Origin of the sequence: Promicromonospora umidemergens, from assembly GCF_024171995.1 — a bacterium.
Taxonomy (GTDB): domain Bacteria; phylum Actinomycetota; class Actinomycetes; order Actinomycetales; family Cellulomonadaceae; genus Promicromonospora; species Promicromonospora umidemergens.
In genome coordinates, this window is record NZ_JAMTCT010000004.1 from 283,051 (window position 1) to 298,391 (window position 15,341).

Consider the following 15,341-nt stretch of genomic DNA (forward strand, 5'->3'; position numbering starts at 1 on the left):
GTGTCACACCGGGGAGAAGCCGATGGTCGACGGCGAGACGCGCCGGGACGCCCTGCTCGACGCCGCCGTCGGGCTGCTCATGAGCCGCGGCTACGACAAGCTCACCATGGTCGACGTCGCCGAGGCGGCCGACCTGAGCCGGACGGTCGTCTACCGCCACTTCGCCTCGAAGCGCGAGCTCGTCGACGCCGTCGCGGCACGCGCGCTGAGTGTCTACACGGTCCGCTGGCGCAAGGAGCTGGGTGCCGAGCCGAGACCCGGGACAGCCGCGAGCATCTTCGGAGCGGCTTTCCGGGTGGTGTCCGACGATCCGCTGCTCGCCGCGATCGCCACCCGGGACCGGGACGTGTTCGGGAGGTACCTGCGAGACCCTGACGCGGCCATGCCCGGCCCGGCCGGGCTCGGTCTTCTCGGGCAGTTCCTCGGCGCCATGCAGCAGGTGGGAGCCGTTCGGCAGGGCGTAGACCTCGCGTCCGTCGCCGTCGTGCTCGACGCGCTGACCGCCGCGGTGCTGCACGCCATCCAGGAGCACCAGGGCCGGCTGGACGGCCCGTCGCCCGAGGCCCTGATCGACACCGTCACCGAGATGATCGACCGGATGCTGACGCCGGAGGCCCCGGACACCGAGGCCGTCCTGGCCCTCATCGACGAGCGGCTCGGCCGGACGCCCTAGCTCCGAGGAAGGACACCCATGCAGATCACGATCCTCACAGCGGGCTCACGCGGCGACGTCGAGCCGCTGCTCGGCCTGGCCGGCGCGCTGCGCGAGCTGGGCCACAACCCGACGGTCGTCGGGTCGCCGGACTTCGCCGAGCTCGCCGCGTCGTACGGCACGGAGTTCGAGCCGTTCGGCCCGCCCCTGCCCTCGTACGCGGACAATCCCGAGCTGGTCGACCTGGTCGAGTCGGGGAACATGCTCCGGTTCATGGCCTACGCCGCCAGGTCGCGCAAGCGGATCCTGCCGCAGATCATCGGCGACATCTGGCGTGCGGCCAGGCACAGCGAGGCAGTCCTCTACAAGGGGCCGACGGCGCTGTACGGCTACAACGTGGCCGAGAAGCTCGGTGTGCCGTGCGCGGACCTCCAGTTCTTCCCCGTCACGCCCACCCGGGAGTTCCCGACGTTCCTCCTCGGTGACGGAAGCACCCGCGGCGCACTGCTGGATCGTGCGGGCTGGTGGAGCACCGACCAGATGATCTGGCGCTCGATGCAGCGTCCCGGCGTGAACCGGCAGCGGCGGGAGATCCTCGGCCTCCCGCCGCTGCGGACGAACGCACGAGTGCTCCAGGACCGGCAGGGCATGCCGCTGTACTACGCGTACAGCCCGCTCGTCCTGCCGCGCCCAGCCGACTGGCACCCGCGCATCCAGGTCACCGGCTATCTGCCCACGCACGCCCCGGTCGGCTGGGAGCCACCGGCGGACCTCGCCCGGTTCCTCGACGCGGGCGAGCCGCCCGTGTCGTTCGGCCTGGGCAGCGTCCCGGTCGCGAACCCGAGCCGGCTCGTCGACGCATACCTGGAGGCACTCGAACGCACCGGGCGGCGCGGCCTCCTGATCGGAGGCTGGGCCAACCTGGGTCGGGACCGTGACCTCCCGGACCATGTGCTGCAGATCGACTCGGCCCCGTACGACTGGCTGTTCCCCCGGCTCGCGGCGGCGGTCCACCACGGCGGCGCCGGCACGACGGCGGCGAGCCTGCGCGCCGGGATCCCCACGGTCATCACGCCGGTGGCGGCGGACCAGCACGCCTGGGGACGCCGGGTGGCCGACCTCGGCGTCGGGCCGGAACCCATCAGGATCAAGAAGGTGGACGCCGACCGGCTCACGGCGGCGATCGCGCGGGCGACAACCGACGAGGCGCTGCGCGAGCGATCCGCCGACCTGGGTGCCCGGCTGCGGCAGGAGGACGGCATCGGCCGGGCGGCCGAGCTGTTCACGGAGTACCTCCGCACGGCTCCGGCTCGAATGGCGCGCTAGGGCTGGACCTGACCGAACGAGGGCCCCGAATCGGCTACCGCTTGCCGACCCTCTCGACCTTCACACGGGTTTCAGCGAGCAGAAGGTCCAGATCACCGTCGTCGGTGGTGAGTACGACCACCGGCCCAGGAAGGGCTAACGCAGTGGCCGCGACCACGGCGTCAACGGTCAGGTCACGAGCCTTGCGACGAGAAGATGCCGCAGCCGCACGTAGTCGACCGGCGCTGTAGCCGATCTCCGCGGTGACTTCCTCCAGTCGTAGAGCCTTGGCGGCACGCCGCACCCGAGCATCGCGCGCGGTGCCGTCGGTGACCTCTGCGAGCGTCACGGCCGAGGCATGAAAGGTCGAGTCCGTGCGACGGGCGACGGTTGCCCAGGCTTGCATCTGCCGTCCGTCGTCGGCCAGCGCGGACAGCGCCTCGGAGTCCAGGAGGATCGAGTGCGGGCCGACGATCACCGGGCGAGCCTGGCCATGATCGCCGCGACCTCGTCCTCGTCGACCGCACCATGCTTGGCCTCCATGCTCTGCAGCACGTCGTCCAATGCGTCCCGCTCGAGCTGTCGGGCAACAGCGCCAGCGACGTAAGCGGAAAAGCCACGTGAACCAGCCCGAGCACGAACACCCTCCGAGGTGGTCACGGGCATGGAGACGGAGTGCTTCTCAATACCGGCTGCAGCAGACATAGTTCAATCCTACTTGAAGTAGGAATACCACGCCACAGAACGTCACCAACGATCACCGCCTCCGGTAGGCCGTCGCCAGCACCGCCACCGTCACCTCTTCGGGCAGGTCACCGTCGTCGGACAGCTCCGCCTCGGTGACGTGGCGCGCGCTGGGTGTCATCAGCACCAGATCGACCGCCTCCTGCCGGGTCAGCGGCGTCGTGTACTCGACCCGCTCCGTGCGCGCGCTCTCGAAGTACGGGTCCAGGGCCTGGTGCAGACGCTGCTCCTTGTCCGGGTCCACGGTCACCATCTGCGGGACCCGGCGGCGCAGCTCGGCCAGGTGCCCGCCGAAGGGCCGCACCACGACCAGGATGCCGCCGGGGCGCAGCACCCGGTGGAACTCCGCCGGGTTGCGCGGGGCGAACACGTCCAGCACCACGTCCACCTGCTCGGACTCGATCGGGAAGGGCCGGAACACGTCCCACGTCGCGGCAGCAGCCCGCTCGTGCGCCTTGGCCGCCGCGCGCAGCGCGTGCGCCGAGGTGTCCAGGCCCAGGCCGACGGCGCCGGGCAGCGCGTCGAGCACACCGGCGAGGTAGTAGCCGGTGCCGCAGCCGACGTCGACCACCCTGGCAGGGCGTCCGGAGCGGCCCGGCCGCCCATGCCTGCCGGACAGATCGGCCTCGGTTGTTAGGTCCGCGACCGCGGCGCGCAGGGGCGCGTAGTGGCCCGCCGCCAGGAACTCCCGGCGAGCCCGCGCCATCGGGCCGTCGTCCCCGCTCGTCGCCCGGGCGCCGGTCAGCAGCCCGACGTACCCGTGCCTGGCGACGTCGAAGCTGTGGCGGCGCGGGCAGCGCAGCGCGCCGTCGCCGGGCGACAGGTCCGCGCCGCAGGAAGGGCAGCGCAGCAGCGGCAGGATCGGGTCGAGGGCGGCGGGCAGGGAAACGGGCACGAGCACACTCCAGGCAGCGATGGTCGGTCGAAGGTCAGACCCGGTCCTCCGGGACCGGGTTCGCCGCCCGGCCCTCGGTCGACAGGAGCAGGACGACGGCGTCGGGCCGCAGACCGATCGCCTCCCGCCAGCCGGCCTGTCCCAGCACCAGGCGGGCCGCCGCGAGGGTGGCCGCGCCGCAGGGCCCGGAGTCGACGCCGAGCCGCGCCAGGTCGTCGACGGCGGTGGCCGCCTGGTCGTCGGAGACGGTGACCGCACCGTCCAGCCCGTCCCGCAGCACCGGCCACGCGAGCGCGGAGACGGTGCCACAGCTGAGTCCCGTCATGATCGTGTCACCGGTCGGTGTCGTGACCGGCTCGCCTGCGCGCAGCGACGCGACCAGGCCGGCGGCACGGTCGGGCTCGACGGCGAGCAGGGTGCCGCCATCGGTCCCCGCACCGCGGTAGTGGCTCACCACGGCCTGCGCCAACGAGCCGACCCCGACCGGCACGACCACCAGGTCTGGCGCCGCAAGGCCCAGGGCGGACAGCTGGACGTCCGTCTCGAGGCACAGCGTCGAGTAGCCGTCGACCATCCACTGCGGGATGTCCGTGTACCCGGGCCAGGACGTGTCCTGCACCAGGATCGACGCCGGGTCGGCGGTCGCCTCGGCCGCCGCACGGGCCACCACGTCGTCGTAGGCGCCGTCGACCTCCACCGACTGGGCGCCCTCGGTGGCTATCGCCCGCTTCGCGGCCTCGGTGATGCTTTGCGGGTAGTAGATCGTCGCGGCAGCGCCGATCAGGGCGGCCATGTGGGCGACGGCGCGACCGTGGTTCCCGTCCGTGGCCGCGTACAGCCGGACGCCGCGGTCCCGGACCGCACCGCGCACCGCGTCCAGGGTGATCGAGGTCAGCCCGAACCGCTCCCCGACCGCACGCGCCGTCGCGTACGACGCGCCGAGCACCTTGAACGCGGGCAGCCCGAGCCGGCTCGACTCCTCCTTGACCAGCACCCGTCCGACCCCGAGCTCTGCCGCGAGCCCGGGCAGGTCCCGCAACGGCGTCCGCTGGTATCCGGGCAGAGTGCGGTGGAAGTCGATGGCGGGCATGTGGTCGATTGTCCCCGACAGCGCCGCCGAGGGCCGACCGGTCAGAGCAGGCCGACCGCCGCGAGCACCGTCGCCACGACGCCGGCGGCCGTGCGCACGTGGTTCCACGCCGTCCAGGGCCGCCAGTAGGCGCGCCATCCGGCAGCCTTGTCGTGGGAAGCGAGGAGGCGGTTGTTGAGCGGCACGTTCAGGGCCGCGGTCACACCGAACGTGCCGATCAGGTAGACCGCTGCGGCCGCAAGGACCCACGCGCCGCCGTCCCGCCCTTCGACGAGGCCCCAGATGCCGGTGCCCGCCGGGACGAGGAGCGCGCCGAAGAAGACGGACATGAAAGCGGGCAGCGGCGCGGTCTCGTTGATGCCGCTCATCGCGGCCCCGGCAGCCTCGTCGGAGGCGCGGGCGAGGCCGCTCATGACGAACGACGAGAACCCGTAGAACACCCCCGCCGACAGCCCGAGCAGCACCACTGATGCCACAGCGAAGATCGTCCAGACCATCAGAGCCTCCCGGTGAGCGCACCGGTGCGGTGAACTGCAGCAACTCTTGCAGACGGGACCCGGATGTTCCAGGTGTTACGGGCAGCATCAGATGCGCTCGGGCCGGCTCGTGAGACGGTTGGCCACGCTCCGATAACAGATCGGGCACACCGGACACTTTCGCCCCCCGGAGTGTCGGTGTGCCGTGGAACACTTCGAGTCATGCTCGAACTTGCCACCGGAACCGGACTCGCCTTGTCGGCGGGCCTCAACGCCTGGATCCCGCTCATCTTCCTCGGCGTGCTCTCGCGCTTCACGGACCTCGTGGAGCTGCCGGGCACCTGGGCGTGGCTGGAGAACCCCTGGGTCCTCGTGATCCTGACCGTTCTCCTGGTGCTCGAGTTCGTCGCGGACAAGATCCCGGTGCTCGACTCCGTCAACGACGTGGTGCAGACCGTCATCCGGCCCACGGCGGGCGGCATCGCGTTCGGTGCCGGGTCCATGTCGGAGACGACGACGGTCACCGACCCGAGCACGTTCGTGCAGTCCGGCCAGTGGATCCCCATCGTCTCGGGCATCGTCCTCGCCCTCGGTACCCATGCCGCCAAGGCCGGTGGCCGCGTCGTCGCCAACACCGTCTCGGGCGGCACCGCGGCTCCCGTGGTCAGCGTGGCGGAGGACGTCACGAGCGTCGGTCTCGGGTTCCTGTCCGTCCTCGCCCCGCTCGCGATCATCCCGGTCATGATCCTGTTCGTGATCGGCGTGATCCTGCTGATCCGAAGCCTGGTGAAGCATCGCCGCGCGCGGGCGGCGGGACACGGTGGCGGAGAAGGCGATGCCTACTACGTCTGACGTGCGCACGATCCAGCGCGCCCGGCTCACCTCGGTGGGCCTGGGCACTCTGCGGGAGGCCGACGGCGGTGGTGTACCCGGCGTCGTCGCCCGGCTGGGGGCCGTCCAGTCGCAGGAGCTGCACTCGTCCGCGTGGGGCGTGGCGCAGCGTCTGGCGAGACCGGCCACGCTCGCCGAGGTACAGGCCGCTCTGGCCGACGGCACGATCCTGCGCACGCACGTCCTGCGTCCCACGTGGCACTACGTGGTACCCGGCGACCTGGCGCCGCTCATGACCGCCACCGCTCCGCGGGTCCGCCGGGCGATGCTCTCGGCGGAGAGACCCCGCGGCTTCGACCACTCGCTGCTGGCGCGCCGGCACGCGGTGGTCGCGGGGGCGCTGGCACAGGGCCCGCTGACCCGCAAGGAGCTCGGCGCCGTGCTCGCCGAGTCCGAGGGCGCACCGCTGGACACCTGGCACGTGGGCCAGGTGATGATGCACGCCGAGCTCGACCTGCTCGTCGCGAGCGGTCCGATGCGGGGCAAGCAGGCCACCTACCGGCTGCTCCCGGAGCAGAAGGTATGGGACGAGGACGAGGCCCGTGTCCACCTGGCGTGCACGTACGTCCGCGGGCACGGCCCGTGCCGCGCGGAGGACGTCGCCTGGTGGGGCGCCTTGACCAAGACGGCGGCGCGGGCAGCGGTCGCCGACGCCGGGCTCACCCGCCACGAGCTGGCCGGCCTGACGCTCTGGACCGACGGCGACCTGCCCGATCCCGCACCGGCCGGCACCGTGCGGCTGCTGTCGGTGTTCGACGAGTTCTTCTGTCACGACTTCAAGGGTTGGCCCTCTCTGGCTCGGGACCCGATGCCGAGCCGCTGGCTGTACATGGGGCTCGTGACTGTGGACGGGATGATCGCCGGAGGCTGGTCCCGGATCCTCAGGGCGCAGACCGTGGAGATCACCGTCGAGCTCACCGAGGAGCCGACCCGCAAGGTCTGGGCCGCGATCGAGGCGGAGGCCGCGCGCTACGGAGAGTTCTGCGGTCTCGAACCGATCCTGGTGCGCGGTCAGGTGGGCAAGGGCACGATCGGCTGATGCAAGCAGGGGGTGGCGCAGGTCGGCGCGCAGTCGGCAGACTCCGCGTATGACTCGTATCGCCGTCGAAGGCCAGGCCACGCGCACGCACCCCGCGGAGCGTGGCACCGTCAACCTGCACGTCGCGTTCTCGGGCACCCTCCGCAACGACGTCGTCGACCAGGTGGCTCGCACGCACACCATCCTCGTGGAGCAGGCCAGGGCGCACGTCTCGGCGGGTGCCGCGGAGAAGTGGGACTCGGCCTCCGTGCACTCCTACGTCTACGACGACCGGGTCAAGAGCTCCCAGGCGGGCGGCAAGCAGCGCGTCCGGCGGTTCCGGGCCTCGGCACGTCTGTCGGTCACGTTCCGCGACTTCGAGACCCTCTCGACGTGGCTGGCCGACATCATGGACGTCGACGGCGTCGAGATCGACCGGATCACCTGGGCCCTGACCGACGAGACCCGCAGGACGCTCCAGGCCGAGGCCCGGATCGAGGCCGCCGAGGAGACCGTGGTGCGCGCGCAGTCGTACGCGGACGCGCTAGGTCTTGGACCGGTCGTGCCCGTGGCGATCTACGAGGCGGGCCTGCGTGGCGGCGGAAACGGTGGCGGCAACGCCCCGATGTACGCGATGCGCGCCGGCGCCATGGGCGACGCAGGCGGCAGTGCGCACGTAGAGCTCCAGCCCCGGGACATCGACGTCGACATCACGCTCTCCGCGGACTACGAGGCCGGCGTGCCCGCCGAGGGCTGAGGCAGCACGCCGGCGGCACGCAGCCGCCGAAGCACCAGGTCGTGGGGCACGGCGGCCGCCGTGCCGCGGTGCCCCACTGTGGTGGTGGCCGTCAGAAGCGAGTTCAGCAGGGCTTCCTCGACCGCATCCATGGTCGCGGCGAAGACCGGGTCCAGATCGTGGTCGTCCACCCGGCGCGCGGGCGTGCCCGGCGTAGTGCCCGACGACGGAGCGCCCGGCGTGCTGAACGCCAGGGCGTAGTCGCCGCTGCCGCCAGCGAAGTCCGAGCCCACGCGCGCCATCGCGAACACCGCCCGGCGCGCGACCCGGCCGAGCTGCCGAGCGTCCAGGGGCGCGTCGGTGGCGACCACGATCATGCAGGAGTTGCCATCGGGCTCCCCCGCGGACGTCGTCGGCTCGTCCACCGCGTCGGCCGGGATCGGGACGCCGCGCACGATCAGCGTGCCCGAGAAGTTGGACTGCACCAGGGTGCCCACGGTCCAGCCGCCGACCACGCGCGACGACGTGCCGATCCCGCCCTTGAACCCGAGGGCCACGGTCCCGGTCCCGGCACCGACACAGCCCTCCTCGGGGAGGTCGGCGGTCGCGCCGTCGAGCGCGGCGAGCACGTGCGACTCCGCGATAGGACGGGCACGGATGTCGCTCAGCCGGCCGTCGTTCGTCTCGCCGACGACCGGGTTGAGGGTGCGGGTCTCCTCGTGACCCGGGCTCGCGAGCACGTGCGTCACCAGCGCGTCCGCCGCTCGGAACGCGCTGAGGGTCGCGGTCAGGAGGATCGGCGTCTCGATCGCCCCGAGCTCGGCGACCTGCGTCGCCCCGACCAGCTTGCCGAACCCGTTGCCGACGAACAGCCCGCACGGCAGGCTGCGTCGGTCCGGGCCGAGGGCGTCGGGGACGATCGCCGTCACTCCGGTGTGGAGGCGAGGTGCATCCACGATGGTGGTGTGCCCCACCCGTACTCCGGGCACGTCGGTGAAGGCGTTGTGCCGCCCGGTGGGCAGCGCGCCCACGACGATCCCGAGATCGCGCGCCCTGCGGGGGTGCTGTTCGTTGTCGCTCATGCCTCCAGCATCGGCGATCGGACAGGCTCTCGGCTCAACTCACCTTCAGTTGTTCGTCGCCGAAGTCAGCGACGAGATGCAGTGTTCCGCCAAGTGCTGCGATGTAGCGCCGCAGCACATCCTGCGTCGACACATCGCCCGCCTCTATCTGCGACACACGTGCGACCGAAATGCCCATCTGCGATGCCACGTCGGCCTGCGTCATGCTTCGCTTCAGACGCATCTCAGCGAGCCGCCAGCCACGCGACTCGTCGAGAAGTTTGCGCACACCCTCACTGAAGGCTCGTTCGCCCCCAGCGGCTTCGACCGCCAGAGCGCGATGCCGGGTGTCCCGCCAGCGCTTAACGCCGTCCATGTGCAGCCTCCTCTTCACGCTCACTCAGGTATTCGGCATAGAGCCGCTCAGCCCTCGGAACTGCTTCCTGGTACCAGCGGTTCCATCGCCCCGCCTTGTCACCTGCGACGAGCAGGATCGCCGACCGCCAGGGATCAGGATCTCCCATGCCAAGCCGGCTCCCCCTTAAGAATATCCTTGATTAGCTCGGAAGCAAGCCTCTCAGACATCATTCGGATTCGCAGCACTTGCAGTCGTTTGTTGCGGATACGCAACGACCTATTCGCACACTGAGTCAGCCGTTCGACATGACCGCTCGCACAATGTCAGGGTGCGCCTCGATGCCGACGACTGCCGCTCCCGCTTCGCCGCGGCCCGGCACGCCTACCTCGCCACCGCCGACGCCGACAGTGTGCCGCACCTCGTGCCGGTGACGTTCGCGCTGATCAGCGCTGCGGGCAGCACCCCGGACGGCGCCGCGGCCGACGCCGGAACCGGCCCGCCGCCAGGTGACGAGGTGGTGGTCGCCATCGACCACAAGCCCAAGACGACGCGAGACCTGAAGCGCCTGCGCAACCTCGCGGAGAACCCGCGGGTCGCGTTCCTCGTGGACCGGTACGACGACGACTGGGCGCACCTCTGGTGGGTACGCGGCGACGGCGTCGCGACGGTCGAGCACGTGGGCGAGCCCCGCGCAGCGGCGCTGGACGCGCTCGCCGCGCGGTACCCGCAGTATCACGAGCGCCGGCCGGACGGCCCGCTGATCAGGGTGCGGGTGACCAGGTGGTCCGGCTGGGCGCACGGTTAGCCGGTCACGCGGTCGTCCGGGCGTTGCCGCTTCCCTTCGAGGTCAAAGCTACTTCGCTTTGAGCGGCCTCAAAGCGAAGCAACTTTGACCTCGAAGGAGAGTGAGCAGCCCGAACCGTCACACCCACTGGACGAGCTGCCACACGATCCCGTTGGGGTCGGCGAACTGGCAGTAGCGCTCGCCCCACGGCTCGGTCTCGGGCGACGTGACCACCTCCGCGCCGGCGGCGGAGATGCGGGCGAACTCGGCGTCGAGGTCGTCCACGACGAACGCGATCAGCATCCCCTGGCCGGCCGGCCCGGCGATGCGCTCGGGCTTGAACGTGCCGAGGCCGACGCGCAGGAACACGATGTTGACGCCGGCCGTGGGGTGGTTGAGCGACACGAACCCGTCGTCGGACATCGCCTCGGTGAAGCCGAGGTGCTTCTGGGCGAACTCGGCCGACGCAGCGACGTCGGACACGTTGAGGGACAGTGCGGTACCGGTGATGTTCAAGCGGGCTCCTCGCTTCGAGATCCTAACTTTGTACGGCGTACAACGTAGGATCGTTGCAGAATGTTCCCGGCCCGTCACCCCGATCCTGGAGACCCATGCCCCGCGAGCTGATCGACCTGCTCTGGCGTGACCACCCGGCTGCACCGCAGGGCGGCACGCGCGGTCCGCGGTCGCGGGTCACGACGGGAGCGGTGGTCGATGCGGCGGTCGCACTGGCCGACGCAGAGGGCCTCGCCGCCGTCACGGTCCGGCGCCTCGGCGATGCCCTGGGCATCTCGACCATGTCCGTGTACACGCACGTGAACGGCCGCGACGACCTGCTCGTGCTGATGGTCGACGCGGCCTACGCGGGCATGCGGCTACCTGCGTACGGGACCGCGGCCTGGCGCACGCGCGTACGGCGCGTCGCCGACGCGAACCTGGCCCTCCACCTGGATCACCCCTGGCTGCTGGAGATCGAGGACGAGCGCACGGCATTCGGTCCCGGCACCATCGCCAAGTACGACCATGAGCTGCACGCCCTGGACCCGCTGCCCCTTGACGACGTCGCCCGCGACGCCGCGCTCACCTTCGTGCTCGACTTCGTGCGTGCTGCCGCCCGCGCCCGGCGCCGCGACCCGCGGGCAGACGAGATTCAGCAGACCTGGGCCCGGTGGGCCGGGCGGCTCGCGGAGTACCTCGGCGACGGCTACCCGCTCGCCCAGCGCGTGGGCAGCGCCGCCGGCCAGGAGATGAACGCGCCCTCGAGCCCTGCCCACGCCTGGGAGTTCGGTCTGACGCGCGTGCTCGACTCCCTGGAACCGAGCTGACGCGTCGAGTGCTGGATGGCTGCGGGCTCTTCGGCTCGGACCCGACAGATCTCCGAGCTCAGCCGTCCTGGTCCTCGGAGCGGAGGCGCGGCTCCACCCGGTTGGCAGGGTTGACTCCCGACTTGTCCGCGTAGAAGGCCCTGATCCCGTCCATGTCGGCGCGCACGTCCCCGGTGAGCTGGATGCTCGGCCCGAGACCGGCGACCTTTGCCACGCCGTCGACGTATCCGAGCGTCACCGGAAATCCGGACTTGAGCGCGATCCGGTAGAACCCCGACTTCCAGTAGCCCGAGCCGGCGCCGCGGGTGCCCTCCGGCGTCACGACGAGGTGGAACTCCTCGCCCCGTTCGACGGCCCCGAGGATCTCCTCGACGATGCTGGCCGGGTCCTTCCGGTCCACGGGGATGCCGCCCAGAGCGCGCATGAGTCCGGCCAGAGGGCCCTTGAACCAGGAGTCCTTGATCAGGAACCGGACCTTCAGGTCCATGTCGAACGCGATGGCCAGCATCAGGAAGAAGTCCGTGTTCGACGTGTGCGGCGCACCGATGAACACCGTAGGCCTGGTCGGGGCAGGCTCCGAGCGCATCCGGTAGCCGGTACCGGCCCAGATCAGTCGTGCAACGGCCCGGCGGATGGTGCGTGACATCGTCGTCCTCGAGTCAGGGCGGACAGGGTGAACCTCGGGCGAAAAATCGCAGAGGCGCAATTCTGACAGATCCTGCGGAGGCTCAACGCCCCGTCCGGGCGGCCCACGGCAGGCGCAGCAGCGGCCGCACGCTCCTGCGCGCCAGGTGCAGCAGCCCGCGCGACCCCGCGGACTGCTCGTCGAACAGCATGAGCGCCACGTGCGCCATCGCCGTGTCGGACGCCGCTACCGCACGCGTGGCGACACCCGCCCAGAGCGGCGAGCGCATGAGCTGCTGCGCCAGGTAGCACTCCCGGTAGTGCCGCCCGAACCGCCGCCTGTGCGCCCGTTCGAACCCGGTCAGCGCCCCGGCAAGGTCCACGCCCTGCCAGGACCCGCCGGCCCGCTCCAGCGCCCCGAGATGTTCCGCGAGCTGCACCCCGGCCGCCATCCCGTAGAAGATGCCCTCTCCGCTGAGCGGGTTGATCGTCGCTGCGGCATCGCCGAGCAGCACGGCGGAGCGCCCCGGGGCCGTCATCGGGGTGCGCGCCGCGGCGTGCGGGAGCTGGTGCGTGGCGACCCGCTCCACCCCGGACACGACGAACCCGCGCCGTTCCAGGTCCTCGACGTACAGGTCGAAGAGGTCGCGGAGCGAGCGCCCGTGCCGCGCGGTCTGCCGCTTCAGATGGTCCACCGGGATACCGACGCCGAGGTTCGCGCCGTCGTCGGGCAGCGGGAAGACCCAGCCGTAGACCGGCAGGAGAGTCTCCAGGAAGTCGAACCGGAGCGTGTCGCTCACCGGCTTGTCCGGGTGGGTCACCTTCCCGTACGCGCGCATGGCGATGTGGGTGTGCCGCATCGGGGGCCGGGGGACGCCCATCGCCCGCCGGACCCCGGAGTAGGCGCCGTCCGCCCCGACGACCAGGTCGAACGCGGCTTCGCGGCCGGACAGGGTGACCAGCTCGCCGTCACCTGCGGGCGTCATGCCCTCGAACGCGACTCCCTCGTGGACCTCCGCGCCGCTGTCCCGCGCCGCGGAGAGGAGGAGGTCGTCCAGGGCGAGCCGGGGCGTGACGTACCCGGCCAGGTCGCGGCCCTCCATGATCGGCCCGCGCGCCACCGCCTCTACCCCGCCCGGGCCGCTGATCGCCACCGACATCGGCATGTGGAACTGCTCGAGCCGCTCCGCCAGGCCGAGCCCGTCGAGCACCCTCCTTGCACCGGGTCCCAGGCCGTCGCCGCAGGTCTTGTCGCGCGGGAACGTCGCCTTGTCGACCAGCGTCACGTGCGCGCCGGGCAGCTCCCGCCGCAGCGCGACCGCCGTCGCGGCACCGGTGGGACCGCCACCCACGACGAGGATCCGCGGTGCGTCGATTCCGGCCACGTGCTCGACCCTAGACCGGTGTCGACCGACGAGCCAGGGCTGGCGACGACGTCAGCGCTTGGACCTGCGGTCCGGCGTCACGTCCTCGGCGGTGCCAGGGATCGTCTTGCCCGTCGCGTACGAGCCCGGGGCCCGGCTGTCCGACGGCGCGGCCTTCGGGGTCGAACCGCCCGGCTCGGAGGTGCCGGCACCCGTGGTGCCCGGTGCGGTGTCCCCCGTCGTGCCCGGCACCGGCCGGTGCTTCCGGAACCGCTGCACCGCCTTGTACAGGGTGACGCCGGCGATGACGATCGCGATCGCGTCATCCCCGAGGCCGAGCGGCCCCAGCACGCCCTCCGACAGGAGGTCGATCGGGCTGGCCACATATCCCGCGCCCGCGATGAACGTGAAGATCTCTTGCCAGGTGAACTTCCTGGGATCCTTGCCCCGCTTGCTTTCCTCGCCCATGCCCGGAACGTAACGGAGAACCGGGCGACTCGCCAGGGATGTACGAGTCGCCCGGTTCGTGACGTCTACCTCATTCGAACATGTCGCTCGGCCTCACTCGACCCGGTATGCCCGGACGACCGTCTCGGGCCGGGGCACCGATCGGACGCGGATCCGACGCCGGTCAGACGTCGATCGGGCGCCGGTCCTCCACGAGCCTCGACGTGTACCCCGCCGCCACGAGCCGGTCGAACGCGACCATCACCTCGTCGGGCACGTCCTCCTCGTGGGCGATGAAGCCGAGATCGGCGTACAGCGTGAGGCGCTGCGTCTCACCGACGAGCATGTCGACCACGCGGTCGGCGTCGCCGATCGTCCGGAGGTACGCATCGAGCTGCAGGGGCCGGGACACGCACAGCACGTCGACGTCCGGCCACACGACCCGGCAGGTCGCGAACGCGCGTCGCTGCTGGTACGGGTGGGAGACGAGCAGCACGGAGGAAGGCTCGACCTGGAGCTCCGCGAGCAGCTTGCGGCTGTACTCCAGGTTCTCGCTGGTGTTGGTCGCGGTCGGCTCGACGAGCACGGCGTCGGCGGGTACACCACGAGCGATGGCGTGGTCGCGGTAGCCGAAGGCCTCGCCCTCGGGGAAGGCGTCGACGGTGGTGGGTGCGTTGGCCCCCGTGAAGACGATCCGCCGGAACAACCCTTCGAGGTAGAGGTCCGCCGTGTAGTCGGCCACACCCAGGTCGTGACCACCCAGGCCGATGCAGACGTCAACCGGTCGCGGCTCGTGCTGCAGGTCGTGGAACGCCCACAGCGTCTCTACGTCCTCCCGCACTTCGGCGGGGATCATGACGTTCGGCATATGACGACCATATTGCTCGGAGGAATGACGGGCACAACGTGAGTGTGGGTCGACGCCCGAATTCGGCAGTATTTGCGTGCAATGTCACAACCTGCGGGTTCGTGCGGCCAGCACCGTCCGCCTCCGTTTTCGCGCCCCCCGCGCAGACATCCCATACGGAGACAAGATAGCGGACGGTAACGAGCCGCCCTTAGTGCTGCACGTTCGTGGGCTCACGCTCCGACAGCCGGCATGGACGTGACGCTCTCATACGCGCCGTTCACGGTGGCGGCGAACCGGTGACGGCGACCTGCCAGGAGGGTTACGGATCGTCCTCACCGTCCCCCTCGCCCGTCCCCTCGGCGGCGCCGACCCCGACGACGTCGTCCTCGAGCTTGCCCGAGAACAGGTCGTAGTACTGGAGGTGCAGGTGGTAGCCCGCGCCCAGCGCGATGCGGCGGATCATGCCGAACGTCGGCTCGATCTGCCCGGACTCGATGCGGCTGATCGTCGACGTGGGTACGCCCGCCAGCACTGCCAGTGAACTCATGCTGAGCTCTCGCTCGGCTCGGATCCTGACAAGGATCTGGGCTGCTGTGGTGAGCAAGGCGCCCTCCCGTCGACGCTCGGCCATCGAAACGTGCCATGACGCACGACAGGGCTCGCCGGAAAGTTGAGATCAATTTTCCGGCAAGCCCTGTGAGACCTGACTCTATACGTCTAT

The 15,341-nt window shown here is 70.9% G+C and carries 20 protein-coding genes; 7 read left to right on the plus strand and 13 right to left on the minus strand.

Features of this window, described 5'->3' with window-relative positions:
* Positions 1-22: 22 nt before the first annotated feature.
* Together APR04_RS09675 and APR04_RS09680 are read left to right on the plus strand one after the other, a co-directional pair.
* Complete coding sequence (locus APR04_RS09675; protein ID WP_253869536.1) at positions 23-673, plus strand: TetR/AcrR family transcriptional regulator; 651 nt, start codon at positions 23-25, stop codon at positions 671-673.
* 18 nt (positions 674-691) lie between these two features.
* Positions 692-1,978 carry a glycosyltransferase gene (locus tag APR04_RS09680; RefSeq protein WP_253869538.1) on the plus strand — a complete coding sequence of 429 codons (1,287 nt, stop codon included), beginning with the start codon at positions 692-694 and terminating at the stop codon, positions 1,976-1,978.
* Positions 1,979-2,012: 34 nt separating this feature from the next.
* On the opposite strand, the gene APR04_RS09685 is transcribed toward APR04_RS09680, so the two are convergent.
* From APR04_RS09685 to APR04_RS09705, 5 genes are read right to left on the minus strand one after another with little or no spacing between them, the layout of a single operon-like run.
* Entirely contained in the window at positions 2,013-2,435 is a 423-nt protein-coding gene (locus tag APR04_RS09685) for a PIN domain-containing protein (protein WP_253869540.1), read from the minus strand.
* Positions 2,432-2,662 carry a CopG family transcriptional regulator gene (locus tag APR04_RS09690; protein ID WP_253869542.1) on the minus strand — a complete coding sequence of 77 codons (231 nt, stop codon included), beginning with the start codon at positions 2,660-2,662 and terminating at the stop codon, positions 2,432-2,434. The genes APR04_RS09685 and APR04_RS09690 overlap by 4 nt, the downstream gene beginning before the upstream one ends.
* Positions 2,663-2,714: 52 nt before the next feature.
* Positions 2,715-3,596 (minus strand): methyltransferase domain-containing protein, encoded by an 882-nt coding sequence (locus tag APR04_RS09695; RefSeq protein WP_253869544.1) that lies wholly within the window; start codon positions 3,594-3,596, stop codon positions 2,715-2,717.
* A gap of 34 nt (positions 3,597-3,630) precedes the next feature.
* Positions 3,631-4,686: a diaminopropionate ammonia-lyase gene (locus APR04_RS09700; RefSeq protein WP_253869546.1), complete on the minus strand. Its 1,056-nt coding sequence runs from the start codon at positions 4,684-4,686 to the stop codon at positions 3,631-3,633.
* A gap of 41 nt (positions 4,687-4,727) precedes the next feature.
* Positions 4,728-5,183, minus strand: coding sequence for an anthrone oxygenase family protein (locus APR04_RS09705; protein ID WP_253869548.1), 456 nt, complete (start codon positions 5,181-5,183; stop codon positions 4,728-4,730).
* A 201-nt stretch (positions 5,184-5,384) separates the two neighbouring features.
* Here APR04_RS09705 and APR04_RS09710 point away from each other — a divergent pair, with 201 nt between their 5' ends.
* From APR04_RS09710 to APR04_RS09720, 3 genes are read left to right on the plus strand one after another with little or no spacing between them, the layout of a single operon-like run.
* On the plus strand, positions 5,385-6,014 hold the full coding sequence (locus APR04_RS09710) for a DUF4126 domain-containing protein (RefSeq protein WP_253869550.1): 630 nt from the start codon (positions 5,385-5,387) through the stop codon (positions 6,012-6,014).
* Positions 5,998-7,092, plus strand: a complete 1,095-nt coding sequence (locus APR04_RS09715) for a winged helix DNA-binding domain-containing protein (RefSeq protein WP_253869552.1) — start codon at positions 5,998-6,000, stop codon at positions 7,090-7,092. Before APR04_RS09710 ends, APR04_RS09715 begins: the two co-directional genes overlap by 17 nt.
* A 49-nt stretch (positions 7,093-7,141) precedes the next feature.
* Entirely contained in the window at positions 7,142-7,828 is a 687-nt protein-coding gene (locus tag APR04_RS09720) for an SIMPL domain-containing protein (protein WP_253869554.1), read from the plus strand.
* On the opposite strand, the gene APR04_RS09725 is transcribed toward APR04_RS09720, so the two are convergent.
* Positions 7,798-8,889 (minus strand): P1 family peptidase, encoded by a 1,092-nt coding sequence (locus APR04_RS09725; RefSeq protein WP_253869556.1) that lies wholly within the window; start codon positions 8,887-8,889, stop codon positions 7,798-7,800. The two genes, APR04_RS09720 and APR04_RS09725, sit on opposite strands and share 31 nt — an antisense overlap.
* A gap of 34 nt (positions 8,890-8,923) precedes the next feature.
* Positions 8,924-9,244: a helix-turn-helix domain-containing protein gene (locus tag APR04_RS09730; RefSeq protein ID WP_253869558.1), complete on the minus strand. Its 321-nt coding sequence runs from the start codon at positions 9,242-9,244 to the stop codon at positions 8,924-8,926.
* A 310-nt stretch (positions 9,245-9,554) separates the two neighbouring features.
* Here APR04_RS09730 and APR04_RS09735 point away from each other — a divergent pair, with 310 nt between their 5' ends.
* Positions 9,555-10,031, plus strand: a complete 477-nt coding sequence (locus tag APR04_RS09735) for a TIGR03668 family PPOX class F420-dependent oxidoreductase (RefSeq protein ID WP_253869560.1) — start codon at positions 9,555-9,557, stop codon at positions 10,029-10,031.
* Positions 10,032-10,148: 117 nt separating this feature from the next.
* Here APR04_RS09735 and APR04_RS09740 read toward each other — a convergent pair whose 3' ends face one another.
* Complete coding sequence (locus tag APR04_RS09740; protein WP_253869561.1) at positions 10,149-10,526, minus strand: VOC family protein; 378 nt, start codon at positions 10,524-10,526, stop codon at positions 10,149-10,151.
* 95 nt (positions 10,527-10,621) lie between these two features.
* On the opposite strand from APR04_RS09740, the gene APR04_RS09745 reads away from it, so the two are divergent.
* Positions 10,622-11,335, plus strand: a complete 714-nt coding sequence (locus APR04_RS09745) for a TetR/AcrR family transcriptional regulator (RefSeq protein WP_253869562.1) — start codon at positions 10,622-10,624, stop codon at positions 11,333-11,335.
* Between the two features lie 58 nt (positions 11,336-11,393).
* Here APR04_RS09745 and APR04_RS09750 read toward each other — a convergent pair whose 3' ends face one another.
* From APR04_RS09750 to APR04_RS09770, 5 genes are all read right to left on the minus strand, one after another.
* On the minus strand, positions 11,394-11,981 hold the full coding sequence (locus APR04_RS09750; RefSeq protein ID WP_253869563.1) for a 1-acyl-sn-glycerol-3-phosphate acyltransferase: 588 nt from the start codon (positions 11,979-11,981) through the stop codon (positions 11,394-11,396).
* 82 nt (positions 11,982-12,063) lie between these two features.
* On the minus strand, positions 12,064-13,344 hold the full coding sequence (locus APR04_RS09755) for an FAD-dependent monooxygenase (RefSeq protein ID WP_253869564.1): 1,281 nt from the start codon (positions 13,342-13,344) through the stop codon (positions 12,064-12,066).
* A gap of 51 nt (positions 13,345-13,395) precedes the next feature.
* Positions 13,396-13,791 (minus strand): DUF1232 domain-containing protein, encoded by a 396-nt coding sequence (locus APR04_RS09760; RefSeq protein ID WP_253869565.1) that lies wholly within the window; start codon positions 13,789-13,791, stop codon positions 13,396-13,398.
* A gap of 163 nt (positions 13,792-13,954) precedes the next feature.
* Entirely contained in the window at positions 13,955-14,638 is a 684-nt protein-coding gene (locus APR04_RS09765; protein WP_253869566.1) for a YdcF family protein, read from the minus strand.
* Positions 14,639-14,939: 301 nt separating this feature from the next.
* On the minus strand, positions 14,940-15,251 hold the full coding sequence (locus APR04_RS09770) for a helix-turn-helix domain-containing protein (RefSeq protein ID WP_301312288.1): 312 nt from the start codon (positions 15,249-15,251) through the stop codon (positions 14,940-14,942).
* Between the last annotated feature and the right edge of the window lie 90 nt (positions 15,252-15,341).

Bases quoted from the DNA above. Each gene is read 5' to 3' on its own strand.
- APR04_RS09675 (WP_253869536.1), top strand. From the start codon at position 23: ATGGTCGACGGCGAGACGCGCCGGGACGCCCTGCTCGACGCCGCCGTC.
- APR04_RS09680 (WP_253869538.1), top strand. From the start codon at position 692: ATGCAGATCACGATCCTCACAGCGGGCTCACGCGGCGACGTCGAGCCG.
- APR04_RS09690 (WP_253869542.1), bottom strand. From the start codon at position 2,662: ATGTCTGCTGCAGCCGGTATTGAGAAGCACTCCGTCTCCATGCCCGTG.
- APR04_RS09700 (WP_253869546.1), bottom strand. From the start codon at position 4,686: ATGCCCGCCATCGACTTCCACCGCACTCTGCCCGGATACCAGCGGACG.
- APR04_RS09705 (WP_253869548.1), bottom strand. From the start codon at position 5,183: ATGGTCTGGACGATCTTCGCTGTGGCATCAGTGGTGCTGCTCGGGCTG.
- APR04_RS09710 (WP_253869550.1), top strand. From the start codon at position 5,385: ATGCTCGAACTTGCCACCGGAACCGGACTCGCCTTGTCGGCGGGCCTC.
- APR04_RS09715 (WP_253869552.1), top strand. From the start codon at position 5,998: ATGCCTACTACGTCTGACGTGCGCACGATCCAGCGCGCCCGGCTCACC.
- APR04_RS09720 (WP_253869554.1), top strand. From the start codon at position 7,142: ATGACTCGTATCGCCGTCGAAGGCCAGGCCACGCGCACGCACCCCGCG.
- APR04_RS09725 (WP_253869556.1), bottom strand. From the start codon at position 8,889: ATGAGCGACAACGAACAGCACCCCCGCAGGGCGCGCGATCTCGGGATC.
- APR04_RS09730 (WP_253869558.1), bottom strand. From the start codon at position 9,244: ATGGACGGCGTTAAGCGCTGGCGGGACACCCGGCATCGCGCTCTGGCG.
- APR04_RS09745 (WP_253869562.1), top strand. From the start codon at position 10,622: ATGCCCCGCGAGCTGATCGACCTGCTCTGGCGTGACCACCCGGCTGCA.
- APR04_RS09750 (WP_253869563.1), bottom strand. From the start codon at position 11,981: ATGTCACGCACCATCCGCCGGGCCGTTGCACGACTGATCTGGGCCGGT.
- APR04_RS09760 (WP_253869565.1), bottom strand. From the start codon at position 13,791: ATGGGCGAGGAAAGCAAGCGGGGCAAGGATCCCAGGAAGTTCACCTGG.
- APR04_RS09765 (WP_253869566.1), bottom strand. From the start codon at position 14,638: ATGCCGAACGTCATGATCCCCGCCGAAGTGCGGGAGGACGTAGAGACG.
- APR04_RS09770 (WP_301312288.1), bottom strand. From the start codon at position 15,251: ATGGCCGAGCGTCGACGGGAGGGCGCCTTGCTCACCACAGCAGCCCAG.